At 49.8% G+C, this 21,410-nt stretch carries 15 protein-coding genes; 6 read left to right on the top strand and 9 right to left on the bottom strand.

The window, feature by feature from the left end; translation table 11 throughout:
* Positions 1 to 29: 29 nt before the first annotated feature.
* From DXT99_RS08070 to DXT99_RS08050, 5 genes are all read right to left on the bottom strand, one after another.
* On the bottom strand, positions 30 to 2,783 hold the full coding sequence (locus DXT99_RS08070) for a S8/S53 family peptidase (protein ID WP_115565008.1): 2,754 nt from the start codon (positions 2,781 to 2,783) through the stop codon (positions 30 to 32).
* A 356-nt stretch (positions 2,784 to 3,139) separates the two neighbouring features.
* Entirely contained in the window at positions 3,140 to 3,448 is a 309-nt protein-coding gene (locus DXT99_RS08065; protein WP_115565007.1) for a rhodanese-like domain-containing protein, read from the bottom strand.
* On the bottom strand, positions 3,445 to 5,265 hold the full coding sequence (locus DXT99_RS08060) for a T9SS type A sorting domain-containing protein (protein ID WP_115565006.1): 1,821 nt from the start codon (positions 5,263 to 5,265) through the stop codon (positions 3,445 to 3,447). The genes DXT99_RS08065 and DXT99_RS08060 overlap by 4 nt, the downstream gene beginning before the upstream one ends.
* A gap of 71 nt (positions 5,266 to 5,336) precedes the next feature.
* Positions 5,337 to 6,113, bottom strand: a complete 777-nt coding sequence (locus DXT99_RS08055) for a PASTA domain-containing protein (RefSeq protein WP_115565005.1) — start codon at positions 6,111 to 6,113, stop codon at positions 5,337 to 5,339.
* Between the two features lie 439 nt (positions 6,114 to 6,552).
* On the bottom strand, positions 6,553 to 9,255 hold the full coding sequence (locus tag DXT99_RS08050; protein ID WP_115565004.1) for a D-alanine--D-alanine ligase family protein: 2,703 nt from the start codon (positions 9,253 to 9,255) through the stop codon (positions 6,553 to 6,555).
* A 293-nt stretch (positions 9,256 to 9,548) separates the two neighbouring features.
* Here DXT99_RS08050 and DXT99_RS08045 point away from each other — a divergent pair, with 293 nt between their 5' ends.
* Positions 9,549 to 10,748 (top strand): phosphoglycerate kinase, encoded by a 1,200-nt coding sequence (locus DXT99_RS08045; RefSeq protein ID WP_115565003.1) that lies wholly within the window; start codon positions 9,549 to 9,551, stop codon positions 10,746 to 10,748.
* A 96-nt stretch (positions 10,749 to 10,844) separates the two neighbouring features.
* Complete coding sequence (locus DXT99_RS08040; protein WP_115565002.1) at positions 10,845 to 11,576, top strand: DUF4184 family protein; 732 nt, start codon at positions 10,845 to 10,847, stop codon at positions 11,574 to 11,576.
* Positions 11,577 to 11,606: 30 nt separating this feature from the next.
* On the opposite strand, the gene DXT99_RS08035 is transcribed toward DXT99_RS08040, so the two are convergent.
* The gene (locus DXT99_RS08035) at positions 11,607 to 11,999 is read right to left on the bottom strand and encodes a VOC family protein (protein WP_115565001.1); all 393 of its coding nucleotides are present in this window, start codon (positions 11,997 to 11,999) and stop codon (positions 11,607 to 11,609) included.
* Between the two features lie 281 nt (positions 12,000 to 12,280).
* Positions 12,281 to 12,523, bottom strand: a complete 243-nt coding sequence (locus tag DXT99_RS08030) for a hypothetical protein (RefSeq protein WP_115565000.1) — start codon at positions 12,521 to 12,523, stop codon at positions 12,281 to 12,283.
* Between the two features lie 339 nt (positions 12,524 to 12,862).
* On the opposite strand from DXT99_RS08030, the gene DXT99_RS08025 reads away from it, so the two are divergent.
* The gene (locus DXT99_RS08025) at positions 12,863 to 14,254 is read left to right on the top strand and encodes an amidohydrolase family protein (protein ID WP_246000571.1); all 1,392 of its coding nucleotides are present in this window, start codon (positions 12,863 to 12,865) and stop codon (positions 14,252 to 14,254) included.
* Between the two features lie 98 nt (positions 14,255 to 14,352).
* Here the strand turns inward: DXT99_RS08025 and DXT99_RS08020 are convergent, their stop codons facing one another.
* Positions 14,353 to 15,066 carry a DUF4197 domain-containing protein gene (locus tag DXT99_RS08020; protein WP_115564999.1) on the bottom strand — a complete coding sequence of 238 codons (714 nt, stop codon included), beginning with the start codon at positions 15,064 to 15,066 and terminating at the stop codon, positions 14,353 to 14,355.
* Between the two features lie 206 nt (positions 15,067 to 15,272).
* Complete coding sequence (locus DXT99_RS08015; protein ID WP_246000568.1) at positions 15,273 to 17,726, bottom strand: zinc-dependent metalloprotease; 2,454 nt, start codon at positions 17,724 to 17,726, stop codon at positions 15,273 to 15,275.
* Between the two features lie 263 nt (positions 17,727 to 17,989).
* Between DXT99_RS08015 and DXT99_RS08010 the strand changes: the two genes are divergently transcribed.
* The 3 genes from DXT99_RS08010 to DXT99_RS08000 all read left to right on the top strand — a co-directional run bounded on the left by DXT99_RS08010 (position 17,990) and on the right by DXT99_RS08000 (position 21,065).
* Entirely contained in the window at positions 17,990 to 19,600 is a 1,611-nt protein-coding gene (locus DXT99_RS08010; protein WP_115564997.1) for an amidase family protein, read from the top strand.
* 239 nt (positions 19,601 to 19,839) lie between these two features.
* The gene (locus DXT99_RS08005) at positions 19,840 to 20,718 is read left to right on the top strand and encodes an O-methyltransferase (protein WP_115564996.1); all 879 of its coding nucleotides are present in this window, start codon (positions 19,840 to 19,842) and stop codon (positions 20,716 to 20,718) included.
* Between the two features lie 53 nt (positions 20,719 to 20,771).
* Complete coding sequence (locus tag DXT99_RS08000) at positions 20,772 to 21,065, top strand: DUF1330 domain-containing protein (protein ID WP_115564995.1); 294 nt, start codon at positions 20,772 to 20,774, stop codon at positions 21,063 to 21,065.
* The last annotated feature ends 345 nt before the right edge of the window (positions 21,066 to 21,410 follow it).

Raw genomic sequence — 21,410 nt, 5'->3', positions numbered from 1 at the left:
TCTTCATTGCTGAGAAAAAGCTTAGAGCGCTACTTTGTCAGTACCATCCTGTTGGTAAACACCTTATTTCCAGCCTCTACACGATAGATGTATGTTCCGCCTGGCAGGTTGCCTGCTTCAAAGTCTACAGAATAGTTACCCGTTTTCAGGCTTTCTGCTACCAGCGTTTTCACTTTCTTGCCTAACACATCATACACTGTTACCTGCACCGGTCCGTCCTGTGGCACCATATAGCTAATGGTCGTTCTGCCGGAGAATGGATTTGGATAGCTGTAAACGCGTTCTTCAGGCATCACACCCGAAGCGACTACAGCCGCTGAGCTGCCAGAAGCTGAAAGCGGTTGTGTACCCGCATTCCACTGTGCGTGTGTGCGGGTGATAATGACCGCGAAATCAGCACGGGTAACATCCTGCAGTGGCTTAAAGCTAGCGTGCAGCATTGGCTCCAGGTCATATGGACCCTGTGTCAGGGAGTAATAGGCATTAATCAAATTCAGCTCCAGCGCCACGCTCACATAGCCTTCCAGACCGGCAGGAATATCAGCGGCATCCTCAATGTCATAGCTGGTACCATTCACCTCAACAGTCGGTGTTTTACCGTTGCGCTCCAACGCAAAATCCTGCAAACCTAAAGCCTGCACCAGTGAGTAAGACAACTCTGCCCGGTTTACTTTACCGTTAGGAGAGAATTTACCTGCAGTTGCAGGAAGCATAATGCCTGCAAACTTATGCTCTCTGTCCCGTAAAGCACCGCCCCTCGCTACTATAGACTCAGCCAGCAGGTTTCTATCCTTCACATCTGTTAAGGTAAAGGCACCATCTATTGGCAGGAACTGACGAATGCCCTCTCCCATCATCAGGTAATCTGCCAGGTCGATGCGCTTCAGGAGTTCATCTGGCTTATAGCCACCGCCAGAGAGACCATCGGCTAAACGGGCACTCACGGCCATTTTAATGGAGGCCTCTGCCGGGTGGCCCGTAATATCGCTTAACCCTGTGGTGCCTGCAGCTGTCATCATATTAACAACTCCGTTTATTTGCTCCGGGAAAGCCACCCCGTTCAGACCAGATACTTCAGCCGTCCAGGTACCTGCTTCAGGTGAGGCTACTGCTACGCCCCGGTCATAGCTCAGGGCAAACAATACCGGAATACCAGCACTTGTTCTCACACCATTCGGTGAAATAAGAGACAACCTTACAGGGTTACCTGTCTCACCTTCTACACCGGTAGCTTTGATTTTAGCCTCCAAACCTGTTGTGCCTTCTGCCACATTAAATGCATAGATGTTTGTAGCAGTAGTTGCTGGATTATAATCAATAGTAAAGTTTTCAGATACTGTGTTTGTATTTACATTGCTGTTGAATGTACGGTTCAGGTTGAGTGTGGAACCGTAAGGGGCCGAAGCTCTAAAGGCTCTGTCAATGGCAGCATAGGCATTGACATAACCAGCCCCCACTTCCCAGGACGCTCTATCCGGTATGTTGGTGGCAGTTTGCTGCAGAATTTCCTTTACCTGTGCTACTGTAAGCGATGGATTTGCATCCAGAAGGAGGGCAACTATACCTGCCACATGCGGAGCTGCCATAGAGGTGCCGCTCTTGTGCGTGTAATAGGGTACATGTGCCGGGTCCATGGCATCAATGTCCTGCTGCGTAGACAGCACCGTAAGTGGCTCCGTAACCTTAGCAGAAATAATGTCTACGCCAGGCGATGTAACCGTTGGACGATCTTCCCAGTTGTAAGAATTACCATCGAGCGTGAAAGAGCCGCCTTTCCCTTCGATGCCTCTGGAAGAGAAGCTTGCGAGGCGGCCAGACTTATCCCCGGCGGCAACCGCAATAACCCAAGGCGCTTTTTTATACTGCCCTGTCATAGTGCCGGAGCCTGGGCCGGAGTTACCTGCAGAGAATACCACGACTATGTTACGGTCAACACATCGCTTGGTGGCAAGTGTAATGGGGTCTGCAGGGTTTACATCTGTACCTGTGTCGCTTGTAGTACCAAAAGAGTTAGTGATGACACGGATGTTATAAGTAGCCTGATTGATGATCGCATAATCAAAGCCAGACAGAACATCCAGCAGCAATAGCGCTGCACCTGAACCGTAGCCTACCAGGCCAGCGCCTGGAGCTACCCCTTCATACTTGCCCGACGATGCCTGCCCTGTTCCGCCCACGATACCTGCTACGTGTGTGCCGTGGCCTCCGGTGGCGTCAGTGTTTGGCACATTTTCCAGTGGGGTATAAGGTAGTATCCCGGACACGGAATTTAAATTAGTGGCAGCCGTTACGTTCTGCTTCAGGTTTTTGCCAAACTGCAGGTCCGGGTGTGTACCGTCTACACCGCTGTCATTTACCAGCACGCCAATGCCTTGTCCTGAAACAGGAAAGCCACCATTCTGGGAGGTGAACGCCAGTTCGTCTCGGGCTTTGTCTACACCTGTCAGTTCAGTGGCGCCATCGCTCTCGTATTGCAGCGATTCGTTCAGATAAAGCGACAGTACCCTGGGGTCCTCTGCCAGCGCTTCAACCTGTGAAGCTGTTGCCACTATGCCGGCTATCGGCAGGGCTCTCAAAGTCAATCCGTTAATGATACCAGCCTGTGTAAGTGCTGAGATATCCAGCAGGGTTGGGGCTCCTTCTCCTTTGAAAGTGACAACTACTTGTAAGGGGGTAATGCGGTCGGTGATAGCTGTTTTAAGTTTTAAATCTACGTAAGCCTGTGCAAAAACCTGGCTTACCGTCAGAAAGCAGAAAACGACTGCGATTAGAATTTTCCTCATAAGGTGGATGGATAAAAGTATGACATAAAATGCTTTAGGTGAGAATAAAATCTAAGTACGAAATCGCATATACTGCGGATTTTGACCATTCTAACATAAAGTATACTTATACCCTTTTTATCTCCTCCTTCATAAAGAATATAGCTTTTCCATTCGCAAGTCGGAAAATCACTCTAGCACTATCTTGTTTTTCAATGTTAAACCACAGAATTTAAATACAATTTAACATGTGTCAGAAGACTGTATCCTGCTTTATGAAAACAGGGACAGCAGCAGGTACAAAAAGGTAGAAAAGCCTGATGCCTCTCTACCTTTAGTATAAATTTAATACAGTTACTATAGGCCTGCGCAGGTGTTTAGCCTTGGTATGCCAGAATACCGCCCAGCAGGTTGCGCACATTGCTGAAGCCCTGCTGCTGCAGAAACGCTTTGGCGTTGGCAGAGCGGGCACCGGAGCGGCACTGCACTATCACTTCCTGGTCTTTATAGTCCTCTATGTCGTCGAGGCGTGTAGGTAAAGCGCCGAGGGGGATGTTTTTAGCACCGGCAATATTTGCTTCCTGGTATTCCCAATCCTCCCGCACATCTATAATAACTGGAGTTTCTCCTTTGTTCAGGCGCTCCTTTAATTCTTCTGCTGTAATGTCTTGTGATGAAGTAATCATAGTTTCGTCAGTATTAGTTTTTTGTTGACAATTGCTTTTCTTGTTTGAATACGCAAAGTATAGAGTCCTGGTGCCAGGTGGCGCAGGTTTATGGGCTGCGCTGGTCCGGCATAGGTCTGGCTATGGACTTTTTTACCGGTGATATCGAAAACAGATACCTGCTCGTAGGGCTCATTGATGAACACTTCCCCCCTGGACGGATTAGGGAACACGCGCATGCTGGCGGCAGCTAAATCATCCTCAACACCCAGGGCCTCACCTACCAGTACCGGGCGCATCATGATGGCTCCCTCCAGCGTTGTTTCGCCTATCCATCCACCCGAAGGGGTATACGTGAAGCGGCGGTCCGTAGCACGCTCGTTTTTATCAAACCCGATGTTTACATAGGTGTTTCCTCCCTGCGACCAACCGATATAGAAGCTCCCCTCTACCGGAACCAGCTTAGAAAGCTGCACTTCGTAAAACTCGTTGAGGGTATCGCTGTACTGTATCTGGAAGCTTTGCTGATGCAATGTTTCCCCCGGCACGCTATCCTGTTCAGCCCATATCTTAAAGATAAGAGGAGAACCGGAAAGGTCTCTTCCAACGCGCGGGAAGTACACCCGAAAGCCACTGAGTTGGTCTGGCTCGTTCAGGTCAAAACGCTGCGCCACCTGCACATTTCCTGTCCCTAAGAAGCTGAAGCCTGCCTCTGCCGTTCCATCGTCGTAGGCGTAATAGTCGGCAAAATTTGTTTTGCGTTCTGTACTGTCGTTGGCGCGTTGCAGCGGGTCCTGCTCCCTTGTGTCCAGCCGGATGCCGTGGAGTAAGGTAAAAGGTCCGCTCGCTGGCACCTGGATGGCATCCAGAGTAGGTGTTCCTGTCACCTCATACTGGCGGGCGGCGCCCGGAATTAGGGCCTGTCCGCGCAGAAAAGTATCGGCGGTAGCTTCGTTTAACTGCTTGATATACCCGCGCCAGCTGATAGCACCCGGTAAGCCACCTAAGTTATTCAGCGTTGCCCGCACCTCTTCCGCCAGTTCGCCGGTAGGGTTTGCCCTGAACTGACGGGCAGGCATGGCAGTGTAATGCTCCAGCAGCTTGCTCACGCCCTCACTAATGGCGATATCGCGGGTGGTGTTTTGTCCTTTGCTACGGTTGCTGCCAAGCTCCACATAGTCCACGTTCCAGACGTCGGCCAAGCCATTGCGCTGCCCCACATTCCGGAAGCGGAACTGGAAATCATCGTGGAAATACCGGGGCTCCCGCAGCCCGACAAAAACCTGCGCAAAGTCGGTGACCACGCCTGGAGCTGGCTGTCGCCATACCTGATTCCAGGTGCCGGTGTTGTCTTTAAACTCCAGTTGCAGGTAACGCAGGTTGCTCTCTGTCAGGTCCGGCACATCGCCTATACCCCCCGACTGCCAATAGAAGCTGAGGTAGACGGAATCGCCGGGGTTGAGGCTGCCTAACAGAATAGGTTCGGAAGTAAGCGTATCTGAAGCTCCTGCCCCAACAGACTCGGGGACATAGGGTTGTCCGGCGGCATTAAGCCCATCAAAAGTGGCAACGTTAATAGTGATTGGCTCAAACCCGAAGCGGTTGTTGATGTATACGCCGCCATTCTGCCAGCGTGATGGATCGGGCGCTACTGTGGTGGCAGCAAAGTCATCAAAGAAAGGTAGGGAGACTGCAGCAGCGGCAGTCGAACGCAAAGGCTTTGCAGTGCTCCGCTGAATCTGGCGCATTTCCTGCTGCAGTGGTTGCAGAATGGCCTGTGCCATAGCTGCCACTCCACTCCAAAGAAAGAAAAGAATAAGTACCAGCGGCTTTCTCATGTTACTGCTTTATCTCTACAACGAAAGCGCCCGCCATTTCTGGCAGGCGCTTGTTCTTTTTTTCTTCTGAATTAATCAATGCCCATTACCGGCTCCTCACCAGCCACCCATAGGTCTACCAGTTCGCCTACGCGAATCTTGGCGCCTACCTCAGCAAACGGGCGCTGCTTCAGCACAGTGCCATCCGGTTCTTCGCTGCCCTGTACATAAATGATGTTGCCTATCTGAAGCCCTTGCCCTACCAGCAGCACAGATGCCTCATCTACCGGCATACCAATCACTTCAGGCACTTCAAACTCTGTATTACCGAGGCCATCGCCCACGTGCAGGTCCACCACAGAGCCCTTCGGAATCATTTCACCTGGCTTTACCTCTTTGCCATTCACGAATTGCTTCAGCACGGCGTTCTGCTGCAGGTCCGGCACTTGTGTAATCTCACCCTTCTTCAAGTCGTAGCTTTTCAGAATAAGCTCCGCGTTTTTCACCGAGCCATCAATGAGCTTCGGCATCTTTATCATCGGCGGGTTCTTCATGTTCACGCTGATGTAAACTTTGCGGTTTTCCTTCACGCTTGCTTCCGGCGCCGGATCCTGCGTCAGGATGGTGTAAGGCGCTAAGTTGGAGTTATAGCTGGAGTCGTTGATAAAGAAGCGTAGGTTGCGTTCCTCCAACAGATCTTCCGCATCAGTCAGCTGCATACCTTCTATCCGCGGCACTGCAATGCTTTCGCCGTGGTTTGTGGTGGAGGGCAGGTAATAATAAAAGAAGCCTACAATCAATGCCACCATCACGACTGCCATCAGCAGCAGGTGTATTAGAACACTTAAAAAAGATTTCGCTTTGAACATTTTTAATCTATAAAAGAGACAAAAGACATTAGACAAAAGATGAAAGACTCTTTCAGACTATGTTTTCCTGGTATTAATACTACTTCTTTTTGTCCCCCTTCGAAGGGGGCTGGGGATGATTTTTGCTTATGCGGATAACTCTGTCAAAACAGATTGATGTAAATCTGATCTGCGTTTAGCCGACGTTTATTACTCATCCAGCAGCCTTTCATCCCCCTACCCCCTTCGAAGGAGGACTTAACGACTGTCAGTGCTACTTCACTGATACTGTACTTGTTGGTTAAAAATTGATACGTGGCGCAAGGGCCTTCTCTCGTATCTACTTCCTGGGCCAGAGGCCCAGTTGAGTCGGAGACTCAACACTCACCCTACGTCACGAATCTGGAGATTCGCGCCAGCGAATAGCGCATTCACTTTCTAACTCTCTAACTTCCAAACTTCATTGCATCACTTTCATTCTATTGCGCTCGATGCCGAACTGCAGAATCCTGTTGATGAAATCGTATGGTTTGTACCCGTTGATGGCCGTTTGGTGGAAGATACAGGTGGCTGGCGTCATGCCTGGCAGGGAATTCACCTCAATGATGATCGTTTCCACCTCGTCGTTCTCCAGAATGCGGACAAACGCATCGATACGGGCGTATCCTTCAATCTGCAAAATCTGCGCCACACGCTTCAAATCCTCCTTCACCTTGTCTGATATTTTCTGCCGGCGTACCGGGTCAGCAGCATAACGTGCCGGTGTGATGTTTTGTCCTTCACCCGCCAGGAATTTTTCTTCTAAAGACAGCACTTCTCCTTCCGCCAGCGCTTCCGAAGCCTCAAACACTTCGTAATCCACTGTGCCATCCGGACCATACTTGGTCAGCAGGCCGCCTGTTACTTCCAGAAAGTGCTTCGCGCCGTTCCTCGAAATCAGTGTCTCCACCAGAAAGCCTGCTTTGTTCGGGAATTCCTCTTTGAAGCCCAGCGAAAGGGTGCGGGCGCACTCAGTGTCCAGTTCCTCCATCTCACGGAACATCAATGTACTGAATGCCTCCAGTTCCCGGCGGTTCTTGATCTTCTTTACAGCAGAACTACAACCATCGTCTGCAGGCTTGGCAATGAACGGATAAGGAAACTCCGCTTCTATTCCCTGGAAAAAGAGTTCTTTATCTTTTAGCCAGTCTTCTTTTAAAGCCATCTGGTGCTTTGCCACCGGAACCCCATGTTTGGCGAGAATCTCGTTGGTTTCGTATTTATTGATGGTGATGCGGGAAGAGCGGATGCCGGAACCGTTGTACGGGATGTGCAGTTTCTCCAGCTCTGTCTGTAAAGCACCATCCTCACCCGGACGACCGTGCAAGGCAATGAATACCGCATCCACCAGGTTCTTCAGCTGGGCGTACGTGATGCGCTGCGGCTCCTGCAAGCTGCGGCCGGTGTATTTGCGCGTAATGCTTTCTGCCTCTTCTATTATCTGCGCCAGCACCGGGTGCGGCTTACCGCCCTGCTCAAAATGGTGGATTTTCTCCTTTACATCGTCTGCATTGTCTTTCAGCATGATGTTCACCGGTATAGTATACAGGCGATGCGCTTCGTTGCTTCCCGTTAGGAAGATGGGCAACGGCTCATACTTGGTAGACGAAGAAAGCTTTTCGTAAATATTACGGCCGCTCTCCACAGAAATATGGCGTTCTGAAGAGTATCCGCCCATGATCACGCCCACCCGGATCTTATCCTGCCGGTGCGCCTGCTCATCCCGAATCGCACCATCCAGCTGCTGCAGCAGTCGCGTCAGCTTCACCGTGTCTTTGCCAGACTTTAATCGCTCGGCCACCGACGTGCGGATAATGTAGGTCAGGAACTGCGAGGGGTTCAGACCGATTTCGGCAGCCTGATGGAAAAAGAACGACGAGGGCAACATGCCGGACGTGGTGTTCGGGTCATTCAAGAATATCTCACCGCTTTCTGTGATAAAGCCATCCAGACGGGCATACACATTAAAGCCAAAGTTCTTAAACAGCTTGCTGCAGGCCTGACGGATCTCCTGTATCTGCTCTGTTAGCAGGTTGATAGGTGTGATTTTGCGGCTCAGGCCAGGCAGGTATTTAGAGCGGTAATCAAACACTTCGCTGCCCTTCACAATCTCAGTTGGCGGCAGGGCCAGTGCTTTACCCGTCTCATCCTGCACCACAATACAAGAGAACTCCTTGCCTTTGATAAAGGCCTCTACCAGAATCTGCTGCTCGTGCTCTATGTTGGTGAGGGTAATGCTTTCGGTATCAGCGTTGCTGAACGTCTCGTTAATATAACGCAGCAGTTCTTCCGGGTGATACAGTATGTTGCCGTCCTGCAGCAGCACCGGCATACCGATTCCCTCTCGGATATCCACCAGTTGCCGCATGCTGGCTACCTGCTTCTCTTCTCCCAGCGCCTGCCATTGGCTCTTCTGGATGGTTTTAGTAAAGAAACTGCGCTCTACGCCTGCCTCAAACTGGGCAAAATCATTTTCTTTGATAATGGAAACACCAATAGAAGAACCCTGGTGCGGCGCCTTTAATACTAAAGGCAGACCCAGTTTCTCCACCAATTGCTCAAATATTCTTCCGCGCTTTGTCTGGTCGGACCAGTCGCTGTATTGGATGGTGCTGTAATCAGGCGTAGGAAAACCGTGCTGGTTCAACATCTCCTTCTGCGCGGCTTTGTCGATGCCTATCGCGGAGGGCAGAATACCTGAACCGGAGTATGGAATATGGTACCACTCCAGCAAGCCCTGTATACTGCCGTCTTCCCCGTAAGGGCCGTGCAATGCCAGGAACGCAAAGTCGAAATGGTTTTTAAACTCATGCGGCATCAGGCGCTTGCCTGCTTTGGCGATAATAGCATCCTGTTCGGCAATACTCAGCTCGCCCAGCGATTCCATGTATATCTGCAGGCCGTGCTCCGTCTCCGGCAGGGCCTCCACCGGCGGGTAAAAGTCCCGGATGGTGCCTTTGTAGATATACTGCCAATCCAGCAATATAAAGTTGCCCAGGCTGTCCACAAACACGGGAACTGCCTCAAACAGGGCTTTATCTAAATTATCATAAACCGTACGGCCTCCTGCAAACGAAATCTCCCGTTCACGTGACGGCCCACCGAAAATTATTCCTACTTTCATCCTTGCAAAGGTAACAAATTTAGCCACTACTTCTGCAAATGCCAGTTGCTTGTGAGGCTAACGTTTTTAGTTGTTTTTTAAAGTTTATCTTCAGACTAATTGGAGCAAATAAAGGACTATCTACCTGTACAATTGATTTGCACCTTAGCACTACCCCTTCCGCATACGCCACTCCTTCTACAAACTAATACCCTACTCTCACCACTTATATCTAATTTACTATATTTGCCACAGCAACAAAAATTTCTAATTAACGAACAACGAGTATCGGATAACGAAACCCAATATACTTCATGAAAACCGTAGACCAGTATAACTTTGCCGGAAAAAAGGCATTGGTGCGCGTGGATTTTAACGTGCCTCTCGACGAAAACTACAACATTACAGACGATAACCGCATTAGAGCGGCAGTTCCTACTATTCAGAAAATCCTGGACGATGGGGGGGCTGTGATCCTGATGTCGCACCTTGGCCGCCCGAAAGGCGGACCGGAGGAAAAGTATTCGCTGATCCATCTTGTACCCCGTTTGAAAGATGAATTTAACACGACAGTGATGTTTGCCAACGACTGTGTAGGCCCGGAGGCTGCTACGCTAGCAAATGAGCTGCAGCCAGGCATGATTCTGTTGCTGGAGAACCTTCGCTTCCACAAAGCAGAGGAGAAAGGCGACCCTGAATTTGCGAAAGACCTGGCCGCCCTGGGTGATGTGTATGTGAACGATGCCTTCGGAACAGCGCACCGGGAGCATGCCTCTACAGCCGTGGTAGCGCGCTACTTCCCGAACGATAAGGTGGTGGGGTACGTGATGCAGGCTGAATTGGAAAATGCCCGTCGTGTGCTCGAAAACGTGGAACGTCCTTATACCGCTATTATGGGAGGTGCCAAAATCTCCGATAAAATCCTGATTATTGAGCGCCTGCTGGATAAGGTAGACAACCTGATCATCGGCGGCGGTATGTCTTATACCTTTATCAAAGCCGATGGTGGTACCATTGGATCCTCGCTCGTAGAAGAAGACAAAGTTGAACTGGCGGGCCGCCTGATTGCCATGGCCCGCGAAAAAGGCGTGCAGCTAATGATTCCGGTAGACTCTGTGGTAGCCGATGCGTTCAGCAACGATGCCAATGTTGATACCTGCCTCAGCCACCACATCAAGCCTCTTTGGATGGGACTGGACATAGGCCCGAACGCACGCGAAGAGTATGCTGCCGTTATCGCCAATTCTAAAACTATTCTTTGGAACGGACCAATGGGCGTATTTGAGATGTCTAACTTCTCTGTAGGTACTGAGGCTGTCGCCGAGGCTGTGGTAGAGGCTACGAGCCGTGGCGCTTACTCCCTGATTGGCGGTGGTGACTCTGCTGCTGCTGTAAACCAGCTGGGCTACGCTGACCGTGTGTCTTATGTGTCGACTGGTGGCGGCGCGCTGCTGGAGTATATGGAAGGCAAAACGCTTCCGGGTGTTGCCGCCATTGAGCGTAACGATTACTAGCCTACTGATTCTTTCTATAGAATAATTCTGAAGTCCCCTGCTGCTGAAAAGCGACAGGGGACTTATTTTGTGATTTTGATTCAGGATAGATTACCTATGCCTTTCACCTTTTCCCATCCAGCCATTGTCTTGCCAGGCTATTACCTGCCCCAGCGCTGGCGCTCTTTAACAGGCCTGGTTGCGGGCAGTGTCGCTCCGGATTTCGAGATGTTCCTGAAGATGAAAGCTCAAGTCTCTTTCAGCCACACCTGGCACAGCATTTTCTGGTTCAATCTGCCATTAGCCATTCTGCTTGCCTTTCTGTTTCACCTCATCGTACGCAATCCGCTTATCAACCATCTTCCTCTTTTTCTGCGGCAGCGGTTAAGCCACTTCAAAGACTTTGACTGGATACGCTATTACAGGCAGCACGCCTGGGTAGTGGTGGTTTCCATGCTTGTCGGCATCGCCTCTCATCTTTTCTGGGACAATTTTACTCACGAGTATGGCCTGTTTCTCAACTGGTTTCCGATTTTAGCAACAGATGTGGCTTTGGGTGACTATCAGATTCCTGTTTACTTTCTGCTTCAGATCGTGTTTTCTATAATTGGAGGCCTTGTCGTGCTTTATGCTCTCCTGCGACCTACGGTAAAAAGTACCTCTACTTTGCCAGCAGCCCAACAGGTGCTTTGGTACTGGCTACTGATATTCACAGCAACTTTTGTCTTCACGGCCATCAGATTTTCAACAGGAATTGACTTCACATATTTCCCGAATGTAATTGTAGTCATCATTTCCGCCGGCCTGATAAGCCTGTGCCTGGCATCTTACGTTTTCAGGAGCAGGTAATACCCAAGGCTTTAACTTCACCAGCACAGGTTATGCATGGTCATCGTTTACCTCCAGCCAATAGCCATCGGGGTCTTGGAAGAAAATCTGCCGGATACCATCTGAACGCAGGTTAGGCTCTTTGGACGTTTCTTCGAAGTTGCCGTAGTCAATGCGCAGCTCTTCCAGGTTCTCCATGAAATCTTCCAGCGATGGCACACTGAAGCAAATGTGCCTTTGCTTCTCCTGCACTATCTCCCGGGGTGCTCCTTCTATCAGGTGCAGTTGGCTTCGCTCTCCTATGCTGAACCAGTTGTGCCAGCCGTCTTTAAATGGCTCCGGAATCTGGCGCAGTTGCAGCACTTCTTTATAAAACTTTGTACTTCTGTCGAGGTCATGCACATAAAGCGCAATGTGGTTGATGGTGGCGGTTATTTTGTTCATATAAAAGGGTAATGGAGCATTTGGAAGTTCGAAATTACGTGTGATTCCGGACAGCTACAAAAGGGAAACACCAACTGCTGCAGTCTTTGTTCTGATATGAGGTTAGAGATAATGTGTATTGTCCACCTTTGAAGGGGGTGAGGGGGATGATTTCACCTGTAGATAATCATGCACAAAGTTGCAATTTGAACCTGCTTTACAATTGAACCAAAGTATATTATAAATTCTACCCTACCCTCTGCAAAGGAGGACTTTCTCACTAACGGAGGCTGGTTCCTGAATTAATTAGTAGTAGCTCCACCGGTAGTACCAGTTGTTGAGCCGGCTGTGGTGCGGAGGGTATCGGTTTCTACAATCGTAGTATCCACGCCTTCGCCAGCGGCAGCGCCACCAATATCAAGTCCTCCGGTTGTCATTCCTTCCAAGTCAGAGTCCTCGGTGGCCTGATTATCAGAACAGGAGGCGAATACAAGTGCCGATGAGAGAAAAGCCGCTGTCATTATAAAATTGAAAGTCTTCTTCATGATTATTAAATTTAGTTTCAGATAATTCTTCTCTTACGGACACTTTCTCTGTACGATAAAAAAACTACCAGAAAGCAATCCTGACCGGCATGTACAACGGAGTATAAAGCACGAAATCTTTCGCTGTTACACACCCTCCGGTTGCCAGGCAAGAAAGGAAATACCCTGGTTCGAAATAAGGCTGGCGGCAGAACAACCTGTTGCTCTGCCATGAGTAAACACTTGAAGTCTTTTAGGAGTATTTCATGGTAGAACAGTTGCTATGAAAGGATTTACTTCTCTTGTAATTAGGAAATGATGCTTTCCTGCTGTTTCGTCTCATTCTAAATCCTGTTTCTTATGCTTCAATACGCAACAAATAAACTCCTGAAAGCAGCCTTCGCCTGTTTTCTTGTGCTATTCAGTATCTCCGGTATGGCACAGGAGCCGGTGCACTCCGGGAACCGCGAAATAGTTTTTCGTGCGGTCAATGTCATCCCCATGGATAAAGAGCAGGTGCTCACAAATCAGGTCGTGGTGGTGAAAGACGGTGTTATCAGTGCCATGGGCAAATCAGGGGAAGTGAAGTACAGCAAAGATGCCTTGGTGATAAACGGGGAAGGTAAATACCTGATGCCGGGCCTGGCGGAGATGCATGCGCACGTACCTCCTGTAGATGAATTTGAACCGATGGAGGAAGTTCTAAAGCTTTTCGCGCTGAAGGGCATTACGACCATCCGCGGAATGCTGGGCCACCCGCGCCACCTGGAGCTGCGCGACAGGATTGAGAGCGGACAACTTATCAGCCCCCGCTTTTATACCTCTGGTCCTTCCTTTAACGGCAACAGTGTAAAAACCCCGGCTGAAGGCGCTGAAATGGTGCGCCAGCAGAAGCAGGCAGGATACGATTTCCTAAAGCTGCACCCCGGCCTCACGCCCGAAACCTTTGCCGCCATCTCCAGCACTGCCAAAGAAGTAGGCATCCCGTTTGCCGGCCATGTGTCTTATGAGGTGGGTGTCTGGCGCGCCATTGAAAGCGGCTATGCCTCTATCGATCACCTGGATGGCTTTGTGGAGAGCCTTGTGCCTGGCCTTGATACCATTCCGGAGCAGCAAGCGGGTTTGTTTGCCATGTACATTGCTGACCAGGCTGACGAAAGCCGCATACCCAAGCTGATGAACGCACTCCGTGAAAACGATATATGGGTTGTTCCGACGCAGGCGCTTGCTGAGCGATGGATAGCGGCTGACAAAGACCCCGAAGTGCTGCGACAGGCACCGGAAATGAAATACATGGCGCCTAAAACGCTTGATAACTGGACATCCACGAAAAAGAACCTGATGCAGAACCCGCAGTACGATGCAGCGGAAATAGCGGATTACGTACAGCTCAGAAGAAAACTTATTTATGAAGCGAACCGAAATGGCGTTGGGCTGCTGCTCGGCTCCGATGCGCCACAGGTATTCAATGTGCCGGGCTTCTCGACGCACCACGAGCTAAAATATCTCGTAGACGCAGGCCTTAGTCCTTACGAAGCGCTTCGCACCGGCACCGTTAACATAGGTCGTTACCTGAACCGCAACGATATTGGCGTTATCAAACCCGGCGCTGCCGCTGACCTTGTGTTATTGGCGGGCAACCCATTAGAGCAAATTGAACAAACACAGCAGATAGAGGGCGTGCTGGTAGGCAAGCGCTGGCTCCCCAAAAGCTATATAGAGCAGGAGCTCAGGAAACTGGAGAAGCGGTAGCATTTGTTTAGCATCCTATATTCTTCAGACACAAAAAGCCCTTCCGGTTGGAAGGGCTTTTGATTTGCTATAACAGCGCTGTTCAGCGTTGCATTTATTTACTTTTGAGCCGCAAAAACTTTTTGCAGTAAGTCAGTGGTTCTGGCGCCTGGGTTCTGGCGGATGTTTTTTTCCTCTTGTGCGACCATTACAAAAAGGCCATCAATGGCTTTCTGGGTAGCGTATTCATCCAAGTCCGGGTTCATTTTCTGCACCAGGGGAATTTTGTTGTAGGTGTTAATCAGGTTAGCGTAAAGCTGGGTGGCGTCTACCTTATTCAGTGAGTTCTGTATGATAGGTTTAAACTTCTCATTCAGTTGGCCTGATGTCGTGCGGCTCAGGTATTGCGTGGCGGCATCGTTCTGCCCCTGCAAAATAGACCAGGCATCCTGAATGGTCATTTGTTTAATGGCCGACACAAATACGGGTTTGGCTTCCTGTGCAGCATCTTCTGCTGCACGGTTGAGGGCAAGTACAAATTTATCTACTTCACCGCCCATGCCTATCTGGCGAAGCCTGTCTTCTACTTTCTGAGCCTCGGGTGGGAAAGGAATACGGATAGCGGGATTTTTATAGAACCCGTCTGCCTGCGATACCATGTCTGACCCCTTTGAAACGCCAACCGTTAAGGCCTCTTTCAACCCTGCCCCCACTTCATCTGAAGAGAGTTGGCTGTTGCCACTCAGGGCCGATTTTACCTTGTTCAGGTTTATCTGTGCCATGGCACCCTCTCCAATAAAAATACATATTGCTAAAATAAGAATGTGCTTCATGCTGCGAATCCTGCTGATGTAAAATAAAATATAATCGACTGTGTTTCTTATACTAACCTTAAAGTAAGGTAAATATTATTATTCACACCTAAAATCTTCTTTTTCAGATATATGCCAGGCTTGAAGGCCTTTGGTTTAATCACCTCAACCAATGAAAAGCCCTTCCGATTGGAGGGGCGTTCATATTTAATGTTTCTGAGCCAACTTTAGGCTTTCTTCGGATTCAGGATATTTTCAATCCTGACAATGGCATCATCTATATGGTATCGGCTGAGGTCGTTATTGTAACGGCTCTGGGTACTTCTCAGCTGGCGCTGCAGCTTTACGAGTTCGCCTCTTGCAATCGAACGGATATCAGACTGGCTGATTTCCACCGGCGTTCCGTAGTTGCGGTTGCTTCGGGCCGGCTCTTCGTTTAGCAGGTAGTTCATGCGGTCCAGGTAGGCCTTTTGCAGGTTGCGGCGATAGATATCAATCTTGGCGCCGCTGTATACCTCGCTCCAGATGCCGCGCTGTAGCTGGCGTACCATGTCCAGGGCATTGTAGCCTACGTTGTTCACCTCATTTTCCATCAGGCGGGCCATTCTGTCTGCGGAAAGCAGGTTGTTCAGGTGGCGCTCCTGCAGGTTGCGGATGCTCTCCACATAGCTGGCATGGTGAATATTGCGGCTGATGTTTGTCTGGTGCAGCCACTCCGGTGAAGAAAAAGCGTTATTCAGAAGCCAATCCATGGATGCTGTCTGTGTTTTGGCAGCTACGGGTGTAAAGATGTAACCTGTCTGCTCCGGCTTCAGGCGGTTTTCATGCACTCCCCCCACATTCGTTACCACGTGGCCAATGTAGCGGCTCCAAACACCAACCAGTTCACCGTAAAGTTCTTCGAGGTCATCGTAGTCATTGGTTTGGGCTGCCGTCCACTCATACAGCTTCGGCGCTACCCGCTTCAGGTTCTTCAGGCCATAAGTGCTGGACTCCACTACATTCGCACCGATGCCTTCTGTCTGGCTTTCCGGGTCGTAGCCGCCGCTACCGCTGCCGAACTGGTAAATCGGGTCGCCGGTTCTTTCCGTTATCCATTTCGATAGTGTCGGCACTTCCTCCTCTGCGCTGTTGGCATCTGGCAGGTAGCGGTAGCCCCAGTTAATGGCATAATGGTCGTAAGGCCCTAACTGACGGATGAACCGGATATTCTGGTCGCCGGGCTGTGCGATGTAGTTGTAGCGGGCATAGTCCATGATGGTGGCGGCAATGCCGTATTGCTGCGTAAATGCTCCCGAACGAAGCGAATCTGTTGGGTAGGCGGCGCTGGCTTTCATGTTGTGCGGCAAACCAAGGGCATGGCCCACTTCATGCGTAATCACCTCTAGCATCATCTCGCCCAGGTCTTCCAGCGGAGTTTCGAGGGTGCGGGCGTTCGGGTTGGCAGCGCCTGTCTCCAGTAAATACCTATTTCTGTAAGAGCGCAGGTGGTTGTGATACCAGATAATGTCACTTTCAATAATTTCCCCGGAGCGCGGGTCAGACACACTCGGGCCAACGGCGTTGCGGGTGGTACTGGCTACATAGCGTATAACGGAGTAGCGCACATCTTCCGGGCTGAAATCCGGGTCTTCCTCCGGTGAAGGCGGGTCTTTGGCGATGATGGCATTCTTGAAGCCGGCAGTTTCAAAAGCTTTCTGCCATTGCTCCACACCCGCTTTAATGTATGGGCGCAGCTTATCAGGTGTGGCTGGGTCGAGGTAGTATACAATTGGCTTGACCGGCTCTACCAGTTCGCCGCGCTCATAGGCTGCAATGTCTTTGGGCACTAACTTCCAGCGGCGGATGTATGATTTCTCGTCGGCTTTCAGCGCCTCCGAGCCATAGTCGACCTGCCGGATAGTAAAGTAGCCTACGCGGTAGTCGTTGATGCGGGGCTGCATCGGCTCTTTCGGCAGCAGCACCATCGACTGGTTCATCATCAAGCTAATTGACCCGGTGGCAGAGTTAGAAGGCGGCTCGGCAGCATCATAGGTAAAGTCCTGCTTCACCTCTATGTTCAGCGGAAAACTTTTCACACTGTTGATAAAACTGCGGCTCTCATCCAGCTTGCTCACTTTATAGTTCTTCCGCATATCAGCACTAAGGCCGCTGATTACTTTGATGTCGCTGGAGAAGAACTTGGTTACATCAATTACATACCCTGCTGAGTCTCTTGACAAGGCAGCGATATCGAACGCATAGATGGTTGGCTGGTAATTGTTGGCCTGCACCGAGAGGCTAATTGGTAGAGAGTCGGCCGCAACAGCGTTGTACGACTTCGTCTTCAGCACAATTTTGTCATTAAACTTCTGCCACACCACCATCTGCTCATTCACAGAAGAACCTGCGTTTACGTATCCGCCGCCCAGCCCGGACGGAAGGCTGGCAAACCGGCTTATCCACAGGAAATCGCGCTGCAGCAGCGAATCAGGTATTTCATAGTAGTACTTGTCCCCCACCCTGTGGATGGTGAAAAGCCCCTGGTCTGACACAGCGTCTTTTGTGATAACTTCATTGTAGTTTTTGAAGCCGCTTCTGGAGGCTGGTCTGGCCTTTACAGTGTTCTCTGTTTGGCTAGCGGCAGTTGGTTGTTGCGCCGCTTCTTTTGTAGTGGAACAGGATGTTTGAGTGACAGCCATAAGTAGGGCTAAACTTATGACCTGGTAAAACTTTGGCATTTGCTATTCAATTGTTAAACTTAGAGAATGGCTAAACAGCTCAACGGCAGCTCAGCAGCTTAAAGTTAAGTTTATTTTAAGAAAGTATGCATATGTTACAGCAGAAGGCTGCTGCCATGCTACATCATCTGTTAACATTCCCATATTTTTTTTCAGGCCAACACCTTTTCAGATAGCCAGAATACCTGTAGCTTTACTTCTGACAATAAAAAATTAACAAGCCCATGCGCTTTCATTTTTCAGCAGTTCTCTACTGCTTATTTTGTTTTTTCTTATTTAACAGTTGTACCCCGCAGGCGGCGGAGAAAGGCACCACTACCAGGAGCAGTGTTGCTAAAAAATCTTTCAGCATACAGGAGGCAACCATCGCTGACATACACGAGGCCTTTCAGGCAGGTACCTGCAGTTGTGAGCAGTTGGTAACTGCTTACCTTACCCGCATTCAAACCTTCGACCAGCCCACCAAACTAAACGCTATCGTGGTGACTAACCCGAAGGCACTGGAAAGGGCAAGGGAACTGGACCAGGAATTTGCCCAGACAAAAAAGCTCCGGAAGCTGCACTGCATTCCGGTTATTGTGAAAGATAACTATAATACGGAAGGCCTGCAGACCACAGCCGGTTCGCTGGCGCTGGAAGGATTTGCTCCGTCCGAAGATGCATACCAGGTAAAAGCTTTGAAAGAAGCCGGCGCCATTGTCCTGGCCAAATCCAATATGGCGGAATGGGCCTTCAGCCCCATGGTCACCATCAGCTCTATTGCCGGCGAAACGCTGAACCCCTACAATCTGAATCACGTTCCAGCAGGTTCCAGCGGCGGCACGGCGGCGGCTGTGGCGACCAGCATGGGCACCGTGGGTTTAGGCACCGACACGGGCAACTCCATCAGAGGCCCTTCTTCACACAATGCCCTGGTAGGCTTCCGCTCTACACTGGGCCTGACCAGCCGGCACGGTATTGCCCCCCTGTACCTGCGCAACGACGTAGGCGGCCCCATGGCCCGTACTGTAGCCGATGCCACCAAAATACTGGAGGCTATTGCCGGGTATGACCCAGCCGATCCGCTCACCAAACACAGCGAAGGGAAAGTACAGGAAAACTACCGCCAGTTTTTAAACAAAGATGGCCTGAAAGGTGCCCGTATTGGTGTGTTCAGAACCCTGAGTGAAAAGAACCCCGACCCACAGGTGAAGGCTCTTTTTGAACAGGCTATTGCAGACCTCAGAAGATTAGGTGCCGTAGTGGTGGATTCTGTGGAGGTAGAAAACTTTGATAGCCTGAGCAAAGACCAGTGGTGCTCAGTGTTCCGGCAGGACATTAACCAATACCTTTTTTCTTTAGGTGAAGGAGCGCCAGTGAGCAGCCTGGAGGAGGTCATTGTTTCAGGCAAGTATTCTCCTTACATAAAAGAAAACCTGCAACACGAATTTGAGCAGGCTGAACATCCGGATGACGCCGCTCATGCCTGTGGTGACGCTTATACGGATCCTAAAAGAATCTCTTTCCGGGATGCAGTGGTAGCCGCAATGGACAAGCACCAGGTAGACGCGCTCATTTACCCTACCTGGAACAACCCACCCGCCAGAGTGGGAGACTTCAAGGGTTACAAGGGAGACAACAGCCAGATTATCGCCCCGCATACAGGGCAGCCTGCTTTTACAGTACCTATGGGCTATACCTATGAGAACCTGCCAGCCGGCCTGCAGTTCCTGGGCAGAATGTTTGATGAGCCAGGCCTGATTAAGCTGACCTACTCCTACGAGCAAGGCACAAAGCACAGAAAGCCACCCGTACTCTTTTCAGGAGATGCACCGAAAACTGCGAAGAGTAAGTAAATCGTAAATGTTGCGGAGTAGTGGCTGCTAATGAGCGAGAGATGTTTTTAACCCACCCTGCCCCTCCGAGGAGGGAATTTAATTACAAATGTAGAAATTCCCCTCCTCGGAGGGGCAGGGGTGGGTTCTTTTATTACATACATAAATATCCTGTTCCTGACAGGTGCAAAAAGCTTCTTTAGAAAGACTGTTTCTTCCCTGAAAAGCTTTTTGCCAATCAAATCAACACACCATTTCTAATGAGTAAAATAAGCAAGTATTTAAAAGAAGTTGTAGCACGGGCTGTTAACTATAATCAGTTTCATTCTGATTTTTTAAGGAAGCTCCCGCAGGAATTTCACCCGCCGGCAAGGCTGCAATTTGTTCCTTATTTAAGTTCGGATGAAAGAGCTATCGCCATTAAAATAGAGGCATTCCGCTCGCAGATTCCAAAAGTATCTGAGGCACAAAAGATAGCCAGCTATACGTCCCCCCACTCCGGCTCTTTTCAGAAAGATGCGCAGGGGCATGCGCTTAGCGGGGAGTATGTGGAGAGCAACATTGAAGCACACGTAAAAACAGGTTCCCCGAAACTAAAGGGCATGCTCCTGCGAAGAATTGTGGAAGGGTATGGCGCCAAAAGAGTATTGGAACTAGGCACGAACACCGGTTTTTCGGGAAGCTATTTTGTCTCTGCTAAAGGAGTGGAACTGACGACAATAGAAGGCTCTGAATCCTTGTGCAATATCGCGGATAAAAACATGAGAAGGATATCTCCCCATTACCGGATCATGAACAACCTATTCGATGATGCCATTGATTTGCTCATTAAAGAGAAGGCGAAATTTGATTGCGTGTTTATTGACGGGCAGCACGAAAAAGAGGCAACCTTGCACTATGCTGAACGGGTAAAGCCACTTATGTCAGAAAACGCCATTTATATCTTCGATGATATTTACTGGTCTGATGACATGAACGATGCCTGGAAAGAGCTGGTGTACACCAAAGATTTTTCAAAAGCAGTAGATCTGTTCTCGGTAGGTGTATGCGTACAGGAAGAGAAAGCTACCGGCAAAACAGTGCTCTACGATTTAGGGGATTACCTGCCAAGGCCGAATATTTTCCGGAAGAACTGGTAACGTGATTATCATTACCGACACTATTATCAACCCAAAACAAAAATAAAAGAACTATGGCAGCATATGTAATTGTAGAAGTTGAAGTAACAGACCCAGCTACCTACGAAGAGTATAAAAAGTTAACCCCGGCTTCGCTGGCCGCTTACGATGGCAAATTTATAGTACGAGGTGGCCAGTACGAAACGCTGGAGGGCGATTGGAAACCGAACCGCATGGTAATGCTGGAGTTCCCATCAGTAGCGCGGGCAAAGGAATGGTGGAACTCACCGGAGTACACTAAAGCCAAAGCCATCCGCCACAAAGCAGCAAACACGAAGATGATCGTGCTGGAAGGATTTGAGGGCTAAAAGAATTTGGGGGTGTAACTGTACTGTAGGATAGACATCACCGCTCCTATAAATGTTTTTTGTAATCAGCGTAGCATTGAGAACTCTATCTGGAGTTCCAAATAGAGTTCTCAATGCTACGCTGGCTCTTCCGGCTCACATCTCAAGAATGTTTTAGAATATAACCTTTGCATCAATTGACGATACCGGGGTTGAGCCCAGTATAGCAGAATCGCGCTTAAGAAGAGAAAAAACACGACACCAAACAGCGAACCTCAGATGGCTTCAGCCAAGGATTCACCGTACGTTATCGTACGTTTTGGTGTCTGTATTCGAACAGCGCGCGGCCCCAAAAGGGCTAATACA

It is taken from the genome of Pontibacter diazotrophicus (genome assembly GCF_003367245.1).
GTDB lineage: Bacteria > Bacteroidota > Bacteroidia > Cytophagales > Hymenobacteraceae > Pontibacter > Pontibacter diazotrophicus.
This window is presented reverse-complemented; position numbering and strand designations above follow the sequence as displayed.